The organism is bacterium, assembly GCA_021372615.1.
GTDB lineage: Bacteria > Armatimonadota > Zipacnadia > Zipacnadales > UBA11051 > JAJFUB01.
The window spans coordinates 61,689-77,644 of the sequence record JAJFUB010000034.1 but is presented as its reverse complement, the minus strand read 5'-3'; the positions used below and the strand labels follow the sequence as shown (position 1 = coordinate 77,644).

Genomic DNA, 15,956 nt, shown 5'->3' with positions numbered 1-15,956 from the left:
AGCCGCCGATGCTTGCCGACAACCGGGCGCATGAGTTCTTCCGGAAGCACCTGTAGGAGGCACCCTCCACATGCAACGCAAACGCTTCGCCGTCATTGGCGCCGGGGACTTCGGGGCCCGGCATCTGGACGTCCTGTCCGGGCTCGACGGCGCTGAGGTCGTGGCGCTCGTGTCGCGCACCGAGGCCCGCGCCCGCGAGCTGGCCGACCGCTACGGCGTGCCGCACGTCTTCCCCGACGTGGACGCGATGTTGGCCGCCGTGGAGCTGGACGCGGTCCATGTCGTCACCGATGACAACCGGCACTTCGCGCCCGTGATGGCCGCGCTGGAGGCCGGATGCGATGTCTTCGTCGAAAAGCCCCTCAGCCACGACATGGACGAGGCGCGGCGGATGGTGGCCCGCGCGCGGGAGCTGGGGCGGCGGATGATGGTCGGCCACCTCCTGCGCTTCGACACCCGTTGCGCCGCCATCAAGGGGAGCATTGACCGGGGCGAGCTGGGGAAGGTCGTCAGCGTCTACGGCCGTCGCAACCAGAGCCTCGCGATGCGCGCGAAGTTCACCAAGTCCAATCTCCTCTACACCACCGGCATCCACGACATTGACCTGATCCTGTGGTACTTCGGCGACCGCCGGCCGGTGGAGGTCTACATGCGCACCGCCGATGTCGGCGGGCTCGGCGATGACCTGTTCTGGGGGATCATCACGATGGACGACGGCTCGGTGGGCGTGGTGGAGACGGCCTGGCTGCTGCCCGACTCGACCCCGTGGCGGGGCCACATCCTCGGCGAGGTGATCGGGACCAAGGGGACGGCATTACTGGAAGTCCCGGGGAACGGGCTGGGGTTCTGGCTGGAGGACCGGGTGACGACGCCGGACACGTCGTACTGGCCGGAGATCTACGGCGCGACCGTCGGCGCTCTGCGCGACGAGATCGGCTACTTCGTGCGCTGCGTGACGCATGGCCTGCCGGTCGAGGTGCCGACGCACGAGGAAGTGCTCGCCTCGCTGGAAGTGGCGCACGCGCTCATCCGCTCGGCGGCAGAGGGGCGACCGGTGCGGCTGAGGTAGGGCGGGATGGCGGGATGAGGGGATGAGGAGGGTGTGGGAGCGGTCACCGACCGCGACCGGGTGACCGCTCCCACAGCCGTTCGTCCCGAAGGGGCCGGCGCACGTGAGGCGGGCCTCCCGGCTCTGCCCTCTCCTGCAGGACGGCAACGACAACGGCTCGCGGGCTGGAAAGCCCGCGCTCCAACGGCAGGCGAAGGGACGGTGCGATGATGACATGGCGAGGGCTGGCGCTGATCGGCTTTCTCCTGTGGGGTGCGGGGGCGGAGGCCGTGCGGGCGGCCGAGCCGATCATCGTCGTGGGCACGAGCACGCCTGCCGATGCCGCCGCCATTAACGCGGCCATCGCCGCCAGCCCGGAGGGCAGCGAAGTCGTGCTCCGCGGGGCGTTCCTCGTCAACCAGACCATCCGCCTGCTCGGGCAGCGGTCGCTGCGCGGTGAGAGCCGTACGGGCACGGTCCTCAAGCAGGCGGACGGGGCGAACCTTGGCGCGCTCGTCGCCTCCGCGGGGTACCTGGATGACGCGCCGTGGACCGGCACACCCGTGGCCGTGCGGCACCTGACGCTGAACGGCAACCGCAAGGGCAACCCGGGGGCTCAGACCGCCGGCCTGGTCCTGCGCTCGTGGCTGAGCGTGGTTGAGGACGTCTGCATCACGAGCATGGGCGGGGACGGCTTGCGGCTTACCAGCCGCAGCGCCAAGGGCGTCGGGCTCAAGAACTCGCAGGTGAACGGGCGCATCTCCGGCAACTTCATCGAGAACTCGGGGCGGCACGGTATCTTCATCGAGGACCCGGGGAACTCCGTGACCGACTGGATCCTGAGCGACAACTGGATCGCCAGCTCGGGCGCCGACGGCATCCACATGGACAACGCCGCCGGCTGGGTGGTCGAGCGCAACCACATCTACGGGGTGCCGCACACGGCCATCTATGCCCACCGGCTCTTCGGCACCTCGATCTGTGACAACTACATCGAGGGGTTCGGCGAGACGGACGAGGCGGGGGCGTGGTGCGGCATCGAGGCCATCGTGCAGGGCGGCGCAGCTTCCACCATCGCCCACAACCGCATCCTCAACTTCGGCGGCGAGAAGCAGCCAGCCTCGACCTATCGCTACCTCGCGGTGTCGGTGACGCATGGCACGGGCATGGTGGTCGTGACCGGCAATGCCCTGCGCGGCGCGGGAACGCCGCGTGGCACGGGGCTGTACTACACGGCGCCGGAGAAAACAGTCCTGGTGGTGGGGTCGAGTGGCAATGTGGTGGTAGAGGTGAACACGCCACGCTTCGTGGGGGCGGGTGTGAGGCTGGAGGCGGGGTTGTAGCGTCAACCACCCGCATGTTGCGTCTGGCCCCTGGAGGCTCCGCATGACTGTCCCAGCCTGTGGCCTGCTGTCGCTGGCACTCCTCGCGGTCGTCGCGCTGTCGTCCCTGCCGGCCTCGGGGCAAGTCAGCGCCCCGGCGCGCGACTGGGGCGCGATGGCCGATGCCGTCCGGCAGCGGCCGGAACTGGCGGCGCCGCTGCAGACCATCGTCGAGCGGGCGCGCAAGATCGCTGCCACGCCCATCGTCAAGCGCGTGTACCGGTATGCCGACATCGGCCAGAACCGCACGTGGCTGGATGGGCGGGCGAAGTTCATGGACCGCCAGCCCCGGCAGGGAGTGTTCGGGCTGGCGATGTCGGACTTCGCGGCTGCCGGCACGGTTCTCAATGAGTTGCCCCTGCTCGCCCTGGCGTACCGCTGCACCGGCGAGGAGGTCTTCCGCGCGCGGATCATCAGCCAACTGGCGGAGACGGCGACATGGTCGCCGCTGCAACGGCCTGGCTGGCAGCTCTGCACACCCGCGCCCGATCCCGTGCCGGCCGGCTACTGGGACGGCAGTTGGCTGGCCACGGGCCAGGGCATCCGGGGGATTGCGGACACGCTGGAGCTGATGCCGGCTGGAAGCCTGCCGCCGGAGCTGGTCGCGCAGGTGCACGGCCTGCTGCGCGGGGAGATCAAGACGATCGGCGACGACTGGCGCTTGCGCCGCGGGTGGTTCCGGTCGGGCAATGGCCACCCACAGACCAACCAGTGGGTGCTGCCGACCGAAGGCCTCATCCGCGCCTGTCTCCTGCTGGGCAAGGACCAGTTCGCGGCTGAGTACGAACTGGGCGTGACGAACCTGCTGCGGGCGATGGACGTGCAGGGGCAGCAGGGGGAGTTCAACGAGGGGATCGGCTACGCGATGTTCACGGTTGGGTCGATGCTGGCGGCGGCGCATGCCATGGCGGCCCACGGCGACACGCGGGCGCTCGATCACCCCTTCCTGCGCGGCTTCCCGACGTGGGCGGTCCACCACCTGCAGCCGGGGCGGCTGCGGGTCAACTGCTTCGACGCCGGTGGCGCCAAGACCGGGCGCAACGACGGCGGCGCCCGGGGGCTGCTGGGGACGCTGACGGTGTTCGCGGGCAGCTCGGCTGCGCGCTGGGCGCTGGACACGCTCTACGACGGCCCGACCGATGACCTGATCGGCCTGCTGGCCCGCACCGCGACGGTCCCGCCGCAGGCCCCGCCGCTGTTCGCGTTCTACAACGGGCCGGCGCGGCGCGTCAACTGGCGCGATAGCTGGGCTGACGACGCAACCGGGCTGTGGGTGCGGGGCGGGCATCCGCTCGACGGCCACGACCACTACGACCGGGGACACGTGAACTTCATCGCCCGCGGCAAGCCCCTGCTCATCGAGGCGGGGACGCCCGGCTACGACAACCCAACCATCCACACGCTCTACTCAACGGTCGTGGGGCACAATGTACTCGACGTGGCGGACGCAAAGCCCAGGAAGGCCGTGGCGCCGATGGCGGTCAGCCGCCTGACGGCCGAGGGCGGGGACCTCATCGTGGAGCCTACGGCCTGCTACCCCGGCCTGCAGCGCTGGCAGCGGCACGTGACGTGGGACGCCGCCGCTCTGCGCGTCGCCGACACCGTGCAGGGCCCGGCACAGCCCGCGGTCACGTGCTTCCGCTGGCACCTGGGCACTGCCGAGGTGGCTGCCATCACCGGAGACGGCACGACCTGGGAGGTTGCGTGGCCGGAGGGGAAGCTGAGCCTGAGCAGCTCCGTGCCGCTGCAGGTCACACAGGAGAAGCTGCCCGACAACACGGTGTGCCTGGGGAAGAAGGACAACGGTTGGGACTTCATGCATACCTGTGTGGTCGCGCGGACCGCCGCCCCCGCGGCGGCCTGGGAGTTGACCACGACCGTGACCCCGGCGCCGTAGTCGCTCCCCGGCGTAGGCGCCGAACCTTTTGCTCCCCGCCTTCTCCACTCTCTCATCAACAGCCCGAGAGCGTGCCCATGCAGCCGGATGATGCCGAACTGGTGAGCCGTAGTGCGCGGGGCGAGGGCGCTGCCTTCGCGGAGTTGATGCAGCGGCACGGGCGGCCCGTCGTCGCCCTGCTGCGGCGGCTGCTCGAACGGCCCGAGGACGTGGAGGATCTCCTGCAAGAGACGCTGCTGCACGCCTGGCGGGATATCGGCAAGCTGCAGGAGGCCGGGCGCGTACGAGCCTGGCTGCTGCAGATCGCGCGCAACCGCTGCCGCGACTGCTGGAAGGCGCAGGGACGGGCCACCGTACCACTGGCCGCGGAGCACCTGGAGGTTGCCGCCAATCGCTACGGGCGCGCGGCGGGCCGCGCCGACGAGCAGGTCGAGGCGGCGCAGGAGGCGCTGCGGCAGGTGCGCCCGCCGCTGCGCGAGGCCGCGGAGCTGTTCTACGCCGAGGGCTGGTCCATCGCCGAGATCGCGCGGCAACTGCAGTGTCCTGCCGGCACCGTCAAGCGGCGACTGCACGAGGCGCGACGACACATGCGGCGGACGCTCGGGCTGGACGAGGAGGCATGAGACATGAGTCTGTTCACGATTGGCGGGAAGCCGCAGCCGTTCCCCGAGCTGCGGCCGGACCTTCGGGTCGAGCCGCTCGACCGGCCGGCGCCGGAGCTGCACTGGCGGGAAGTGCGCAACGGGTTCAGCCGGCTGCAGATCGGTGACCACACGATGTGGACGATGTACGACCCGCCGGACTGGCGGCTGACCTACCTGATGGACGTGCACATGATCGGCAAGGTCGAGCTGCACGGCGTCGAGGGCCTGGAGCTGCAGGACGATGAGTACGACCACGAACGCGACTGGCAAGTCAGCCGGTCGTGGACCTTCATCGCCGCAACGGCCGAGCAGGGCCGCTGGCTGGGGACCGACCGCCGGCGACGGGGCGTGCGTGTGCTGCGCACCTTCCTGGATGAGGGCTTCGATGACGACTGGGGCAGCTTCGCCCTCGTACTACGCGACACGGGACGCTTCGCCCGGCAGGCGGACGGCGCGCTGGCCCAACGTCACACGCCGGACGACCCCGATGACAGGGCAGGCGTGCTGGGCATGGCGAAGCTGACCGTGGGTGAGCGGAAGTTCGAGTGCGTGCATGTCATTGACGTGCCGGCGCAGCCGACCGAGCGGGACGCGCTGATGGAGTGCTTCGTGCGCCCGGACGACGGGCGGCTCATCATCTGCCGGCGTTACAACGGCCGCCTCTGGGGGCATGGTAACAAGGTCTACGCCGATCGCGGGCCGTGGGATGAGCACCTGCCCGACGCGCAACGGCTCGTCGTGGATGGCGTCCCCTTCATCCACTGGTACGACTGCCTGGGGCATATCGCCGTCGGCGTGGACCCCGACGACTACGCGATCTCCAGCTCGTAGACGGCGATCCCCGCGCGCACCGCCGTAATCGTCACGGCCGCCGGTGCCTCTGGCCCGGCGGCCGTGATCTGCTCGTGGCCGTCGAGGCTCATCGTCCAGCCGCCAGCGCCGCGGCGGAGGGTCAGCTCGTGCTCGTTGCCGTCGTCGAACCAATCGCCGACCGCCTCGTGCTCCTCGCCGTTGGCCGTCAGGCCGCTGGCCTGGACGTAGTTGATCGCGCCCTTGCGGTCGGGCGTGGCGCCCATCTGGTAGGCGAAAGTGAGGTCGTCGAGGCTCACCTCCAGCCGGTTCGGGGCGTCGCCGAAGCGGCCGGTGAAGCGGTAGCGGAAGCGGATCTCCTGTGCGGCTGGTGGGAGGGCGACAGTGACGGCGGGCCGGCTGATAGCCGGCCCCTCCATCGGCGCGTAGAGCGCCGTCACCGGCGCGCGGTCAAACTCGCTGAGCTTGCTGGTCACGAAGTAGATCGCCCCGCCCGCGGGATGGGCCTGCGTCTCATACAGCACCGTGCCGATCGTGTCCGCGTCAATCTGTACCGACGCGGGATACGAGCGGTCGCCGCCCACGGCCATGGTGCCGTCGAAGACATCAATCGAGTTCTCGACCTCCCATGTCTCCCCGTGGTCCTTGGACAGCACCAGCCGCTCATTGCGCCGTTCGCGGAACGAGAAGCTGCATAGCAGCCAACCGTTGTCCAGGGCGATGACATCGCCCGGCGTGTACTGCGAGGGGATGGACGACAGCCACGGCGTCTCCCACGTGCGTCCCTCGTCGCGCGAGCGCGTCTGCCACAGGTACCGGTCGCGCACCGCACGGCCCAGCGCCACCAGCGAGCCGTCCGCCGCGCGGGCGACGCAGACCTCGTCGGCGAGGTTCTGATCGCCCACCGGTGTGATGGGGATCATCTCGGACTGCCCCGTGCGCGGGTCCAGGATCGTGGCATATGCCGCCTGCCCGTCGCCCTCACCCTCGGCCAGCGGGATGAGCCAGTGGCCGTCGCTGAGCATGAGCGACGCTGACCGCGTGTGCACATCCTCGACGGGCTGCAGGCGGATCGGGGCGCTCCACGTGTGCCCCTCGTCGTCGCTGAGCATGGCGTAGGCCCCGCGGTGTTTGCTCGGCTTCCACTTGTCCCAGCACACGAGCAACTGCGCCGTAGGAGCGCCAGCATCCTGCTGGCACGCGGGGAGCGCGCAGGCGATGGCGGCGTTGCGGTCGTCATAGTCGTCGCCGTCCATGATGATGACGCGCTCGCCCCACGTACGTCCGCCATCGGTCGAGCGGATGAGGGCGACTTTGCCGTCGTGCGGGTCCTCACTCACCGCGTGCGTGAAGCCCTCGCGGTACACGACCAGCAGGTCGCCGCTCTGCGCCTTGCAGATGCTGGGGAAGGCGACATGGTAGTCGGGGGAGTCCACGGCCTTGATGGCGGTCGTGTTGCGCGGGTGGCGCGCGACGGACGCCAGTTGCCAGCCCTCCCCGCTGAAGCCTGCGGGCAGGGCGCCGGGGCGCATGGTGGTGAAGTCGTAGCGCATGGGGGTCTGTCTCCTTCGTCGAGGTCGCGTGGGTGGGTTCGTCCTCGAACCCACACGGTCGCGGGTGCGGGGACGCACCCGCCCACGTGGCAGTTGCGGGCAGTCGCTTCGCACCTTGGCTCGTCCAGACCTCCCTGCCAGGAGGAACGAACACCCCCCGGTCGAATGTTCTACGGTGTGAGGTGAAGGCACATGGGCAAGCGTTTCTCGGCCGCCGCGGCGCCGTCGCCGGGCAAGAAGCCGCGCGCGGGTCTGCCGCTGTATGCATGGATCGCCCTCATCGTGATCGGCCTGCTCATCGTCGCCATCGCGGTGCTCGTGTACTTCAACTACGTCCGGCCCCAGCCGGAGTTGCCGGCGGCGCCGCAGGTGCAACTGCCGGACCTCCCCAAGGGCCCGGCGCTGCCGGAGAAGAAGGTTGAGGACGCCCCGAGCGCGGCCCTGCCGCAGACGCAAGTGACGCCCCAGCCGCAGGCGCCCCTGGCCCAGGCTCCGCCCCAGCCCCAGAAGCCGCAACCCTCCGGCACCGTCACCTGGGCCTGGCAGCTCTATCCCGTCACGCCCTCCATTCTCGGGGTGCAGATACAGAACCAGATGCCTGGCTACCAGTTCGTGGCGATGGGCATCCAGATCTGGAACGACTGCACTGAGAACGTGCCGGTGGACAACAACGCCTTCACGCTGAACGTGGACAACCGCATCTACCGCTCCGACCAGTTCTCGACGGCCGATGCGGTCATCAACGGCCTGCCCTTCCTGACGGCCACGACGCTGGCCCCCGGCGGGCGCGTGCAGGGCCAGACGGCGTACATGATCCCGCGCGTATACAGCCGCATCAGCGCCGACTGGCAACTCCAGATGCCGGCGACAGTGAAGGTGCGGCGGGTGGATCCGAAGTCGGCGGTGGTGCCGGCGGGGCAGTACACGCCGCCGACGCCGCAGCCCAAAGGCGAGGCGCCGTGGGATGATGAGAAGTAGGCTACCTCCCCCGGCGCTGAAGCGCCGGGCTGAGGGGCGGTGCTCGGCACCGCCAAGCGTCCTGCGGACGCAACGGCCCTTGCGCTCGGCGCATGACCTGTGTATACTACTGATACGGGTGTCGCATTCGCGGCCCCGTAGGCATTTGTTGAGTATGGACGTGTTGTTGGATTTGGCAATGGATTGGGTATCTCCCCCCGCACTACCCCCTGTGCGCCCCCTCTACAAGCCGCTACTCGATGAATGCACGCCGCCGCAGGCAGGTCGCCGTGCGACCTTCGGCATGCGCTGAGCGCACCCACTAGCGTGGGTGCAGGATTTGGCGTATCGGGACCAGCATCGCCGAACCCTGCGGTCTACAGATCATCGTGTGCTGGCGATAAGAAAGAGACCCTATGAGTTTCAGTAGTTTCACACTGGACGAGCGCCTGTTGCGCGCCGTCGAGGCGGCCGGCTATGCCGAGCCGACTCCCATTCAGACTGCCGCCATCCCGCCGTGCCTGGAGGGCCATGACATCATCGGCACCGCCCAGACCGGCACCGGCAAGACCGCAGCCTTCGTGCTGCCCATTCTGCAGTCGCTGCTCACGACCCCTGCCCCGCGCGGACGGACGCGAGCCCTGATCGTCACCCCCACCCGCGAGCTGGCCGAGCAGATTCATGCCGCCATCAAGCAGCTCGCCAAGTTCACCAAGATCAAGTCCGCCACCGTGTACGGCGGCGTGGGCTTCCCGGCCCAGGAGAAGGCGCTGCGCCAGGGCACCGAGATCATCGTGGCCTGCCCGGGCCGCCTGCTGGACCACGTCCAGCGGGGCAACGCCAAGCTGGAGCACGTGGAGGTCCTCGTGCTCGACGAGGCCGACCGGATGCTCGACATGGGCTTCCTGCCGCCCGTGCGCCGCATCTGCCAGGCGACGGAGCGCCGCCGCCAGACGATGCTGTTCTCGGCGACCTTCGCCCCCGAGCTGAACCGGCTGGCAAGCGAGATCATGCACCGGCCTGAGCGCATCGGCGTGGCGATCGCGGCCCCGGCACAGACGGTCGAGCATACGCTGTGCCCGGTGCCTCAGGAGCGCAAGACCGAGCTGTTGTTGCATCTGCTGGAGCGGACCGAGGCGCGCTCGGTGCTGATCTTCACCCGCACCAAGCACCGCGCCGACCGTGTGGCCGCGCAGATCGAGCGCAACGGCCATCAGGCCGCGGTGCTGCACTCGAACAAGTCGCAGGGCCAGCGGCAGCGGGCACTCGACGGCTTCCGCGAGGGCAAGTTCAAGACGCTCGTAGCCACCGATATCGCCGCCCGCGGCATTGACGTGGCGGGCATCTCGCATGTCATCAACTACGACATGCCCGATTGCGCGGATGCCTACATCCACCGCATCGGCCGCACCGGCCGCGCCGAGCACACCGGCGACGCGCTGACGCTCGTCACGGCTGACGACCGCGAGGCCGTGCGCGACATCGAGAAGGCGCTCGGCAAGCCGATCACCGTGCGCGAGATCGAGGGCTTCGACTACGGGCGGCCGACCTTCCAGGCTCCCGCGGTGGGCCGGAACGGCCGCCCCGCGTCCACACCGAGTTCGTGGTCCGGCGGCGCGCGCACCGGCGGGCGCCTGACGCCGCGCCGGGCGAGTCGGCGACGCTAGCCGGCCGACGCCATGGTTGACCCACAGAGCCACCCTCCCCCGAGGGTGGCTCTGATGTTTGGGGAGGGCAAGTGACTGGGCGGGAGGTCCCTGCGGGGGATGGCGGGAAGATGCCGGCCTTCGCGGGCGACACGGCCAGACGGACGAGGTCAACATGAACGAACTACGTTTCGGCATCATCGGCACAGGCTACATGGGCAAGCTGGAGGCGCGGCTGGCGCAGCGTGTGCCGGGCTGCTCGCTGGTGGGCGTGTGGAACCGCACCGCCGATACGGCGGCGGCGCTGGCGCAGCAGTTGGGCTGCCGGCACTTCGCCTCGGTCGAGGCGCTGCTGGCCGATGGCGAGGTCAATGCTGTCGTCGTCGCGACCGCCAACCATGCGCACCTGGAGCCGGTGCTGCAGGCCGCGCGGGCGGGCAAGCACATCTTCCTGGAAAAGCCGATGGCACTGAACGTGGCCGACTGCCGCGCAATGATGGCTGCCGCGCGCGCCGCCGGGGTCATGCTCTTCCTCGGCCACCCGCAGCGCTTCATGGACGGCGTGCGGGCCGCGCGCGAGGCCATCGTGGCCGGGGAGATCGGCACGCCCGTGGCCATGCGCTGCGAACGCATCTTCTGGGTGGACCTGCGCGGGCCGTCGCCGAGCTGGAAGATGAAGCGCGAGCTATCCGGCGGCCACCTGTTCCACCACATGCACGAGTTGTGTACCGCACGCTGGCTGCTGGGCGACTACGACACCGTCGTCGCGCAGATGGCGAACCTGGCCCACCAGGCCGACGGGCCCGAGGCGGAGGATGATGTCGTGCAGCTCGCCGTGCGCTTCCGGTCCGGTGCGCTGGGGACGTTCGAGCTGGGCTCGGCCTATCGCCGCCGGGAGCACTGCATGACGATCCACGGCTCGGAGGGCACGATCATCATCCACTGGCAGGCCGGGAAGCTGACCATCGCCGGCAAGTCGGGTGAGGAGGTGCGGGCGATGTACGACGACCCGGAGGAGCAGCAGTCGTCCGATGAGGCCTATGGTCTGATGACCAAGGGCCGCGTGCATGGCCGGCCCGATGAGGACGTGCCGCTCTTCCTGCGCGAGCTGGTGGCCGACGAGTTCCGGGCCATGGTGGCGCAGGCCAACGGGACGTTCACCGACACGGCTAACGCCGACCTGTTCGACGATGCCGGCCTGCGGGCAGTGGAGTTGGCCCAGGCGGCCGTCCTGTCTAGCGCGCGCCGCGAGGTCATCGCACTGCCGCTGCCCTAAGGCGTCCGGCCCGGGGCAGGTGCGGCCGGGGCGCGCTGCGAACTTCTCCCCCATGCCCCTCACGCCGCTGGCGCTGGCGCTGCTGCTCGTGCCGGCCCTGATCTCGCTGGTCAGGGAGCTGGTGCCGTGGGCGGGGACGCTGGGCCCCCTGGCGTTGGTGGCCATCGTACTGCTCATCGCCCTGGACCATCTGGCCAGCCGCCGCCTCGCCGTGCTGGAGCTGGAGCGCATCACCGAAGACAAGCTCAGCCTCGGCGCCGAGAACCGCGTCGAGATCCGCGTCCGCAACCGTTGCCCCCTGAAACTGTTGCTGCTCATCAAGGACGATCCCCCCGCCGGCTTCGCCGTGGACCGCCGCACCTTCAACCTGACGCTCGCGCCGTATGACCAGGGCACCGTCGCGTACCATGTCCGCCCCCTGGCGCGCGGGCGCTATGCCTTCGGCGATCTGCACGTGCGGGGGCGCTCGCGCCTGGGCCTGAGCGCCTGGCAGCGCCGCTTCCCGGCCGCGGCCGAGGTGGCGGTCTACCCGAACTTGCTCGAGGTGCGGCGCTACCAACTGCTGGCCCGGTCGGACCGGCTGCGCCAGGCCGGCTTCCGGCTGACGCGGCGGCTGGGGCAGGGCACGGAGTTCGAGAGCCTGCGCGAGTACAGCCCCGATGATGAGTTCCGCAGCATTGACTGGAAGGCCACGGCGCGCCGCCACCGCCCCGTCAGTCGTCAGTATGAGACCGAGCGCAGCCAGACGGTCGTCATCATGGTGGACGCCGGGCGCATGATGAGCACGCTCGTGGGCGACCTGTCGCGCCTGGACTATGCGCTCAATGCCGCGCTCATGTTCGCCTACGTCGCCGTGGAGCGCGATGACGCCGTGGGCCTGATCGCCTTCGCTGACGACGTGAAGGCCTTCGTGCCGCCACGCAAGGGCCATCGCCAGGTGGGCCTCATCACCGAGGCGCTGTACGACCTGCAGCCGGCCCTCGTGGAGCCGGACTATGCCGAGGCGTTCTCGGTGCTCTCCTCCCGCGCGCGCAAACGGGCGCTGGTGGCGTGCTTCACCGACCTGGTGGATGTGGAGGCCTCCAGCCGCCTGCTGGGGCACCTCACCGCCCTGGCCCCGCACCATCTGCCGCTGCTGATCACGCTGCGCGACCGCGACTTGCAGTACGTCGCCGAGCGCCAGCCCGGCGATGTGGCCGAGACTTACGAGCGGGCCCTGGCGGCGCAGGTGCTGCACGACCGTGAGGCGGCGTTGGCGGTGCTGCGGCAACGCGGGGTGATGGTGCTGGATGCGCTGCCGGAGAAGCTGACGGTGGCGGCGGTCAACGAGTACCTGGGGTTGAAGGCCCGGGGCCGCCTGTAGGGGTGCGATTCATCGCACCCTCCGTGCGGCATGAGGACGGCGCGATGAATCGCGCCGCTACGTGGCCTCGCTGGCGTCCCCGCTGTGGCGGCGCACCAGCGTCTCCACGTGGCCTGTCTCGATGTACGTGACGCGCTCGGCGACGTTGACGGCATGATCAGCGATGCGCTCGAGGTAGCGCGTCACGAGGATCAGCGCCACGGCCTGCGGCACGACCTCGGGGTGTTGCTGCATGATCCCCTCCAACTCGGCGCGCAGGCTCTTCCACATGGCGTCCACGGCGTTGTCCATCTCCCCACACTCCCGCGCCAGGTCCAAGTCGCGCTTCACGAGCGCCTCCAGCGCGCAGCGGAGCAGGCCGCGCACCAGCTCGCTCATCCTCGGCAGGTCCACCAGCGGCTTGAAGTACGCCGTGTCGGCCAGGCTCAGCGCGGCCTTGGCGATGTCCACCGAGTAGTCGCCGATGCGTTCGACATCCACGATGATCTTCATCACGGTGCCGATCATGCGCAGGTCACGCGCCATCGGCTGCTGCAGGGCCAGCAGGCGCATGCAGGTGTGCTCGATCTCCAGATCCATCTCGTCGGCCCGGTCGTCCGCGGCGACGACCTGGCGGGCGAGGTTCAGGTCCTGTCCCACGAGGGCGCGTGTGGCCTGCTCGAGCATGCCCTCCACGTACGAGCCGAACTGCAGCAGGCGCTGCTCGAGCTGGTGCAGTTCTTCGTCGAAAGACTGGCGGGTGCGCATGGTGCCGTTATCCATGGGGGCCTACCCAAAGCGGCCGCGCACGTAGTCATCAGTGCGCCGGTCCACGGGATTCTCGAAGATGCGCTCGGTCGGGCCGTACTCCACCAGCTCGCCCAGCAGAAAGAAGCCGGTGTACGTCGAGACACGCGAGGCCTGGTACATGTTGTGGGTCACGATGACGATCGTGTACTGGTCCTTGAGGCGCAGCATCAGCTCCTCAATGTGGAAAGTGGCGGTCGGGTCGAGGGCGCTGGCGGGCTCGTCCATCAGCAGCACCTCGGGTCGCACAGCCAGCACGCGGGCGATGCACAGCCGCTGCTGCTGCCCGCCCGACAGTCCCAGCGCCGACTGCCGCAGCTTGTCCTTCACTTCGTCCCACAGCGCCGCGCCCCGCAGGCTCTCCTCGACCAGTTGGTCCAGCTCCTCGCGACCCGGGCTGCCGTGCAGGCGCGGGCCGTAGGCGATGTTGTCGTAGATGCTCATCGGGAAGGGGTTCGGCGCCTGGAAGACCATCCCCACACGCTTGCGCAGCTCGGCTACGTCGAGCCCCGGCCGGTTGATGTCCTCCCCGTCGAGCAGTACGTCACCCTCGATGCGCACGCCGTCAATCACGTCGTTCATGCGGTTGAAGCAGCGCAGGAACGACGACTTGCCGCATCCCGACGGCCCGATCAGGGCCGTGATCTGCCGCGCGGGCACCGCCATGCTGATGCCCTTGAGGGCATGGAACGACCCGTAGCGCATGTGCAGGTCGTGGGTCGCCAGCCGGATCTCTCCGGGCGGCCGGACAATGACCTCCGGCGGGCGGATGGCCTCCGCCCCCGCCTGAATGGTCGCAGGTTCTACCACCGTTGCTTCCTCCGCAGCCGGGCCCGGTACACGATGGCCCCGGCGTTAATCCCCAAGACGAGAACGACCAGTACGAGGGCCGCGGCCCATTTGCTCGTGGTCGTGACCTCCGGCATCTCCGTGGACATGACGAAGAGCTGGTACGGCAGGGCCAGGACCGGGTAGAAGACGGACTTGGGATACGGGTGGGTCAGGGAGAAGAAGGCGGCCGTGAACAGGATCGGAGCCGTCTCTCCCGCGGCGCGGCTGATGGCCAGGATCAGGCCGGTGATGATCCCCGGCAAGGCGTTGGGCAGCACCACGCGCCGCACCGTCTGCCACTTGGTGGCCCCCAGGGCCAGCGAGCCATCCCGCAGCCGCCGCGGCACCTGCCGCAGCGCCTCTTCCGAGGCGCTGATGATCAGCGGCAGCACGAGCAGCGCCAGTGTCGCGCTGCCCGACAGCAGGCACCGGCCGAACTTCAGCATCATCACGAACAGCGCCAGCCCGAACAGACCGTACACGACCGAGGGCACGCCCGCCAGGTTCACGATCGCCAGCCGGATGGCCCGCACCAGCGGGCCCTGCCGGGCGTATTCGCTCAGGTAGACCGCCGCCAGGATCCCCACCGGCGCGGCGATGGCGGCCGTCAGTAGCACCAGATACACCGTGCCGACGATGGCCGGCAACAGGGCCTGGGAGCCCTGGAAGAACAGCTTGGCCGTCAGCCCCGGCGCGCCCTTGACGATCATCATGGTGACGATGCCGACGACCGGTAGCGCAACCACGATCATCGCCCCGGTGAGGGCGGCGAAGGCCAGCCTCTGCACGAGGCCGGGGGGCAGCCTCATAGCTTCACCCCTCCGGCCCGGTGCACGATGACATCCGCGATCATGTTCGTCACCAGCGTGATGCCAAACAGCAACAGCCCGACCATGAACAGGGCGTAGTAGTGCGGCGTGTGGTACGCCGTCTCCCCCATCTCGGCGGCGATCGTGGCGGTCATGGTCCGCACCGGCTGCATGAAGCCCGCCAGGCCGTGGGGGATGACGGCCGCGTTGCCCGTGACCATCAGCACGGTCATCGTCTCCCCGATGGCCCGGCCCAGGCCCAGCAGGCAGGCGGCGATGATGCCCGAGCGCGCCGCCGGCACGGTGATGCGCGAGATTGTCTGCCACTCGGTCGCGCCCATCGCCAGCGAGTTGTCGCGCAGCGCCCGTGGCACGGCGGTCAGGGCGTCCTCGGCCACCGACACGATGGTCGGGATCGCCATGAAGGCCAGCAGCAGCGACCCCAGGGCGGCGAACTGCCCGATGGGCAGTTGGAGCCTCTCTGCCAGCCACGGCCCCACCATGAGCATCCCGACGAACCCGAAAACCACCGAGGGGACAGCGGCGAGCAGCTCCACGGCGGGCTTCAGCCATTCGCGCCAGCGTGGCGGGGCCACTTCGGCGATGAACACGGCGCACCCCAGCCCCAGCGGCACCGCCAGCACCAGCGCCCCGAAGGTCACGTACAGCGACCCGAGCAGCAGCGGCAGCAACCCAAAGCGGGGGGGCTCGGAGGTCGGCAGCCAGCGCGTGTCGGTCAGCAGCGCCGCGGGTGACGCCGTGTGCAGCAGGGGCAGCGAGTCGCGCAGCAGGAAGCCGAAGATCAGCAGCACGAACACGATCGCCGCGATCCCGGCGAGGGTGATCGTGCGCTCCATGACCCATTCCTGTATCCGCTGCGTGGTCTTCCTCATGCCCCGACCTTCGGTCTGCGCTCGTGCGACAAGAGCGGCTCGTGGATGGTGCCCACGCCGA

The 15,956-nt window shown here is 69.5% G+C and carries 14 protein-coding genes; 9 read left to right on the top strand and 5 right to left on the bottom strand.

The window, feature by feature from the left end; genetic code table 11:
- The first annotated feature begins 70 nt into the window (after positions 1-70).
- The 5 genes from LLH23_05710 to LLH23_05690 all read left to right on the top strand — a co-directional run bounded on the left by LLH23_05710 (position 71) and on the right by LLH23_05690 (position 5,802).
- Positions 71-1,069, top strand: a complete 999-nt coding sequence (locus LLH23_05710; protein MCE5237970.1) for a Gfo/Idh/MocA family oxidoreductase — start codon at positions 71-73, stop codon at positions 1,067-1,069.
- A gap of 206 nt (positions 1,070-1,275) precedes the next feature.
- A complete protein-coding gene (locus tag LLH23_05705; protein MCE5237969.1) occupies positions 1,276-2,391 on the top strand; it encodes a right-handed parallel beta-helix repeat-containing protein in 1,116 nt (371 codons plus the stop codon).
- A 43-nt stretch (positions 2,392-2,434) separates the two neighbouring features.
- Positions 2,435-4,327 carry a heparinase II/III-family protein gene (locus tag LLH23_05700; GenBank protein ID MCE5237968.1) on the top strand — a complete coding sequence of 631 codons (1,893 nt, stop codon included), beginning with the start codon at positions 2,435-2,437 and terminating at the stop codon, positions 4,325-4,327.
- A gap of 77 nt (positions 4,328-4,404) precedes the next feature.
- Entirely contained in the window at positions 4,405-4,950 is a 546-nt protein-coding gene (locus LLH23_05695) for an RNA polymerase sigma factor (GenBank protein ID MCE5237967.1), read from the top strand.
- Between the two features lie 3 nt (positions 4,951-4,953).
- Entirely contained in the window at positions 4,954-5,802 is an 849-nt protein-coding gene (locus LLH23_05690) for a hypothetical protein (GenBank protein MCE5237966.1), read from the top strand.
- Here LLH23_05690 and LLH23_05685 read toward each other — a convergent pair.
- Positions 5,781-7,334, bottom strand: coding sequence for a glycoside hydrolase (locus LLH23_05685; protein ID MCE5237965.1), 1,554 nt, complete (start codon positions 7,332-7,334; stop codon positions 5,781-5,783). The genes LLH23_05690 and LLH23_05685 overlap by 22 nt on opposite strands.
- Before the next feature lie 192 nt (positions 7,335-7,526).
- On the opposite strand from LLH23_05685, the gene LLH23_05680 reads away from it, so the two are divergent.
- From LLH23_05680 to LLH23_05665, 4 genes are all read left to right on the top strand, one after another.
- Positions 7,527-8,312, top strand: a complete 786-nt coding sequence (locus LLH23_05680) for a hypothetical protein (GenBank protein ID MCE5237964.1) — start codon at positions 7,527-7,529, stop codon at positions 8,310-8,312.
- 395 nt (positions 8,313-8,707) lie between these two features.
- A complete protein-coding gene (locus tag LLH23_05675) occupies positions 8,708-9,958 on the top strand; it encodes a DEAD/DEAH box helicase (GenBank protein MCE5237963.1) in 1,251 nt (416 codons plus the stop codon).
- Positions 9,959-10,112: 154 nt separating this feature from the next.
- Entirely contained in the window at positions 10,113-11,213 is a 1,101-nt protein-coding gene (locus tag LLH23_05670; protein MCE5237962.1) for a Gfo/Idh/MocA family oxidoreductase, read from the top strand.
- Between the two features lie 52 nt (positions 11,214-11,265).
- Positions 11,266-12,576 (top strand): DUF58 domain-containing protein, encoded by a 1,311-nt coding sequence (locus LLH23_05665; GenBank protein MCE5237961.1) that lies wholly within the window; start codon positions 11,266-11,268, stop codon positions 12,574-12,576.
- A gap of 57 nt (positions 12,577-12,633) precedes the next feature.
- On the opposite strand, the gene phoU is transcribed toward LLH23_05665, so the two are convergent.
- From phoU to pstC, 4 genes are read right to left on the bottom strand one after another with little or no spacing between them, the layout of a single operon-like run.
- Entirely contained in the window at positions 12,634-13,338 is a 705-nt protein-coding gene (phoU, locus tag LLH23_05660; protein MCE5237960.1) for a phosphate signaling complex protein PhoU, read from the bottom strand.
- A 6-nt stretch (positions 13,339-13,344) separates the two neighbouring features.
- Positions 13,345-14,172 carry a phosphate ABC transporter ATP-binding protein PstB gene (gene pstB, locus LLH23_05655; GenBank protein MCE5237959.1) on the bottom strand — a complete coding sequence of 276 codons (828 nt, stop codon included), beginning with the start codon at positions 14,170-14,172 and terminating at the stop codon, positions 13,345-13,347.
- A complete protein-coding gene (gene pstA / locus LLH23_05650; GenBank protein ID MCE5237958.1) occupies positions 14,166-15,002 on the bottom strand; it encodes a phosphate ABC transporter permease PstA in 837 nt (278 codons plus the stop codon). Before pstA ends, pstB begins: the two co-directional genes overlap by 7 nt.
- Positions 14,999-15,895: a phosphate ABC transporter permease subunit PstC gene (pstC, locus tag LLH23_05645; protein ID MCE5237957.1), complete on the bottom strand. Its 897-nt coding sequence runs from the start codon at positions 15,893-15,895 to the stop codon at positions 14,999-15,001. The genes pstA and pstC overlap by 4 nt, the downstream gene beginning before the upstream one ends.
- Between the last annotated feature and the right edge of the window lie 61 nt (positions 15,896-15,956).

Excerpts from the sequence above, each read along its gene's own strand:
- LLH23_05705 (MCE5237969.1), top strand. The coding sequence starts at position 1,276 with ATGATGACATGGCGAGGGCTGGCGCTGATCGGCTTTCTCCTGTGGGGT.
- phoU (MCE5237960.1), bottom strand. The coding sequence starts at position 13,338 with ATGGATAACGGCACCATGCGCACCCGCCAGTCTTTCGACGAAGAACTG.
- LLH23_05690 (MCE5237966.1), top strand. The coding sequence starts at position 4,954 with ATGAGTCTGTTCACGATTGGCGGGAAGCCGCAGCCGTTCCCCGAGCTG.
- pstC (MCE5237957.1), bottom strand. The coding sequence starts at position 15,895 with ATGAGGAAGACCACGCAGCGGATACAGGAATGGGTCATGGAGCGCACG.
- LLH23_05675 (MCE5237963.1), top strand. The coding sequence starts at position 8,708 with ATGAGTTTCAGTAGTTTCACACTGGACGAGCGCCTGTTGCGCGCCGTC.
- LLH23_05695 (MCE5237967.1), top strand. The coding sequence starts at position 4,405 with ATGCAGCCGGATGATGCCGAACTGGTGAGCCGTAGTGCGCGGGGCGAG.
- LLH23_05670 (MCE5237962.1), top strand. The coding sequence starts at position 10,113 with ATGAACGAACTACGTTTCGGCATCATCGGCACAGGCTACATGGGCAAG.
- LLH23_05700 (MCE5237968.1), top strand. The coding sequence starts at position 2,435 with ATGACTGTCCCAGCCTGTGGCCTGCTGTCGCTGGCACTCCTCGCGGTC.
- pstA (MCE5237958.1), bottom strand. The coding sequence starts at position 15,002 with ATGAGGCTGCCCCCCGGCCTCGTGCAGAGGCTGGCCTTCGCCGCCCTC.
- LLH23_05685 (MCE5237965.1), bottom strand. The coding sequence starts at position 7,334 with ATGCGCTACGACTTCACCACCATGCGCCCCGGCGCCCTGCCCGCAGGC.
- LLH23_05710 (MCE5237970.1), top strand. The coding sequence starts at position 71 with ATGCAACGCAAACGCTTCGCCGTCATTGGCGCCGGGGACTTCGGGGCC.
- LLH23_05665 (MCE5237961.1), top strand. The coding sequence starts at position 11,266 with ATGCCCCTCACGCCGCTGGCGCTGGCGCTGCTGCTCGTGCCGGCCCTG.
- LLH23_05680 (MCE5237964.1), top strand. The coding sequence starts at position 7,527 with ATGGGCAAGCGTTTCTCGGCCGCCGCGGCGCCGTCGCCGGGCAAGAAG.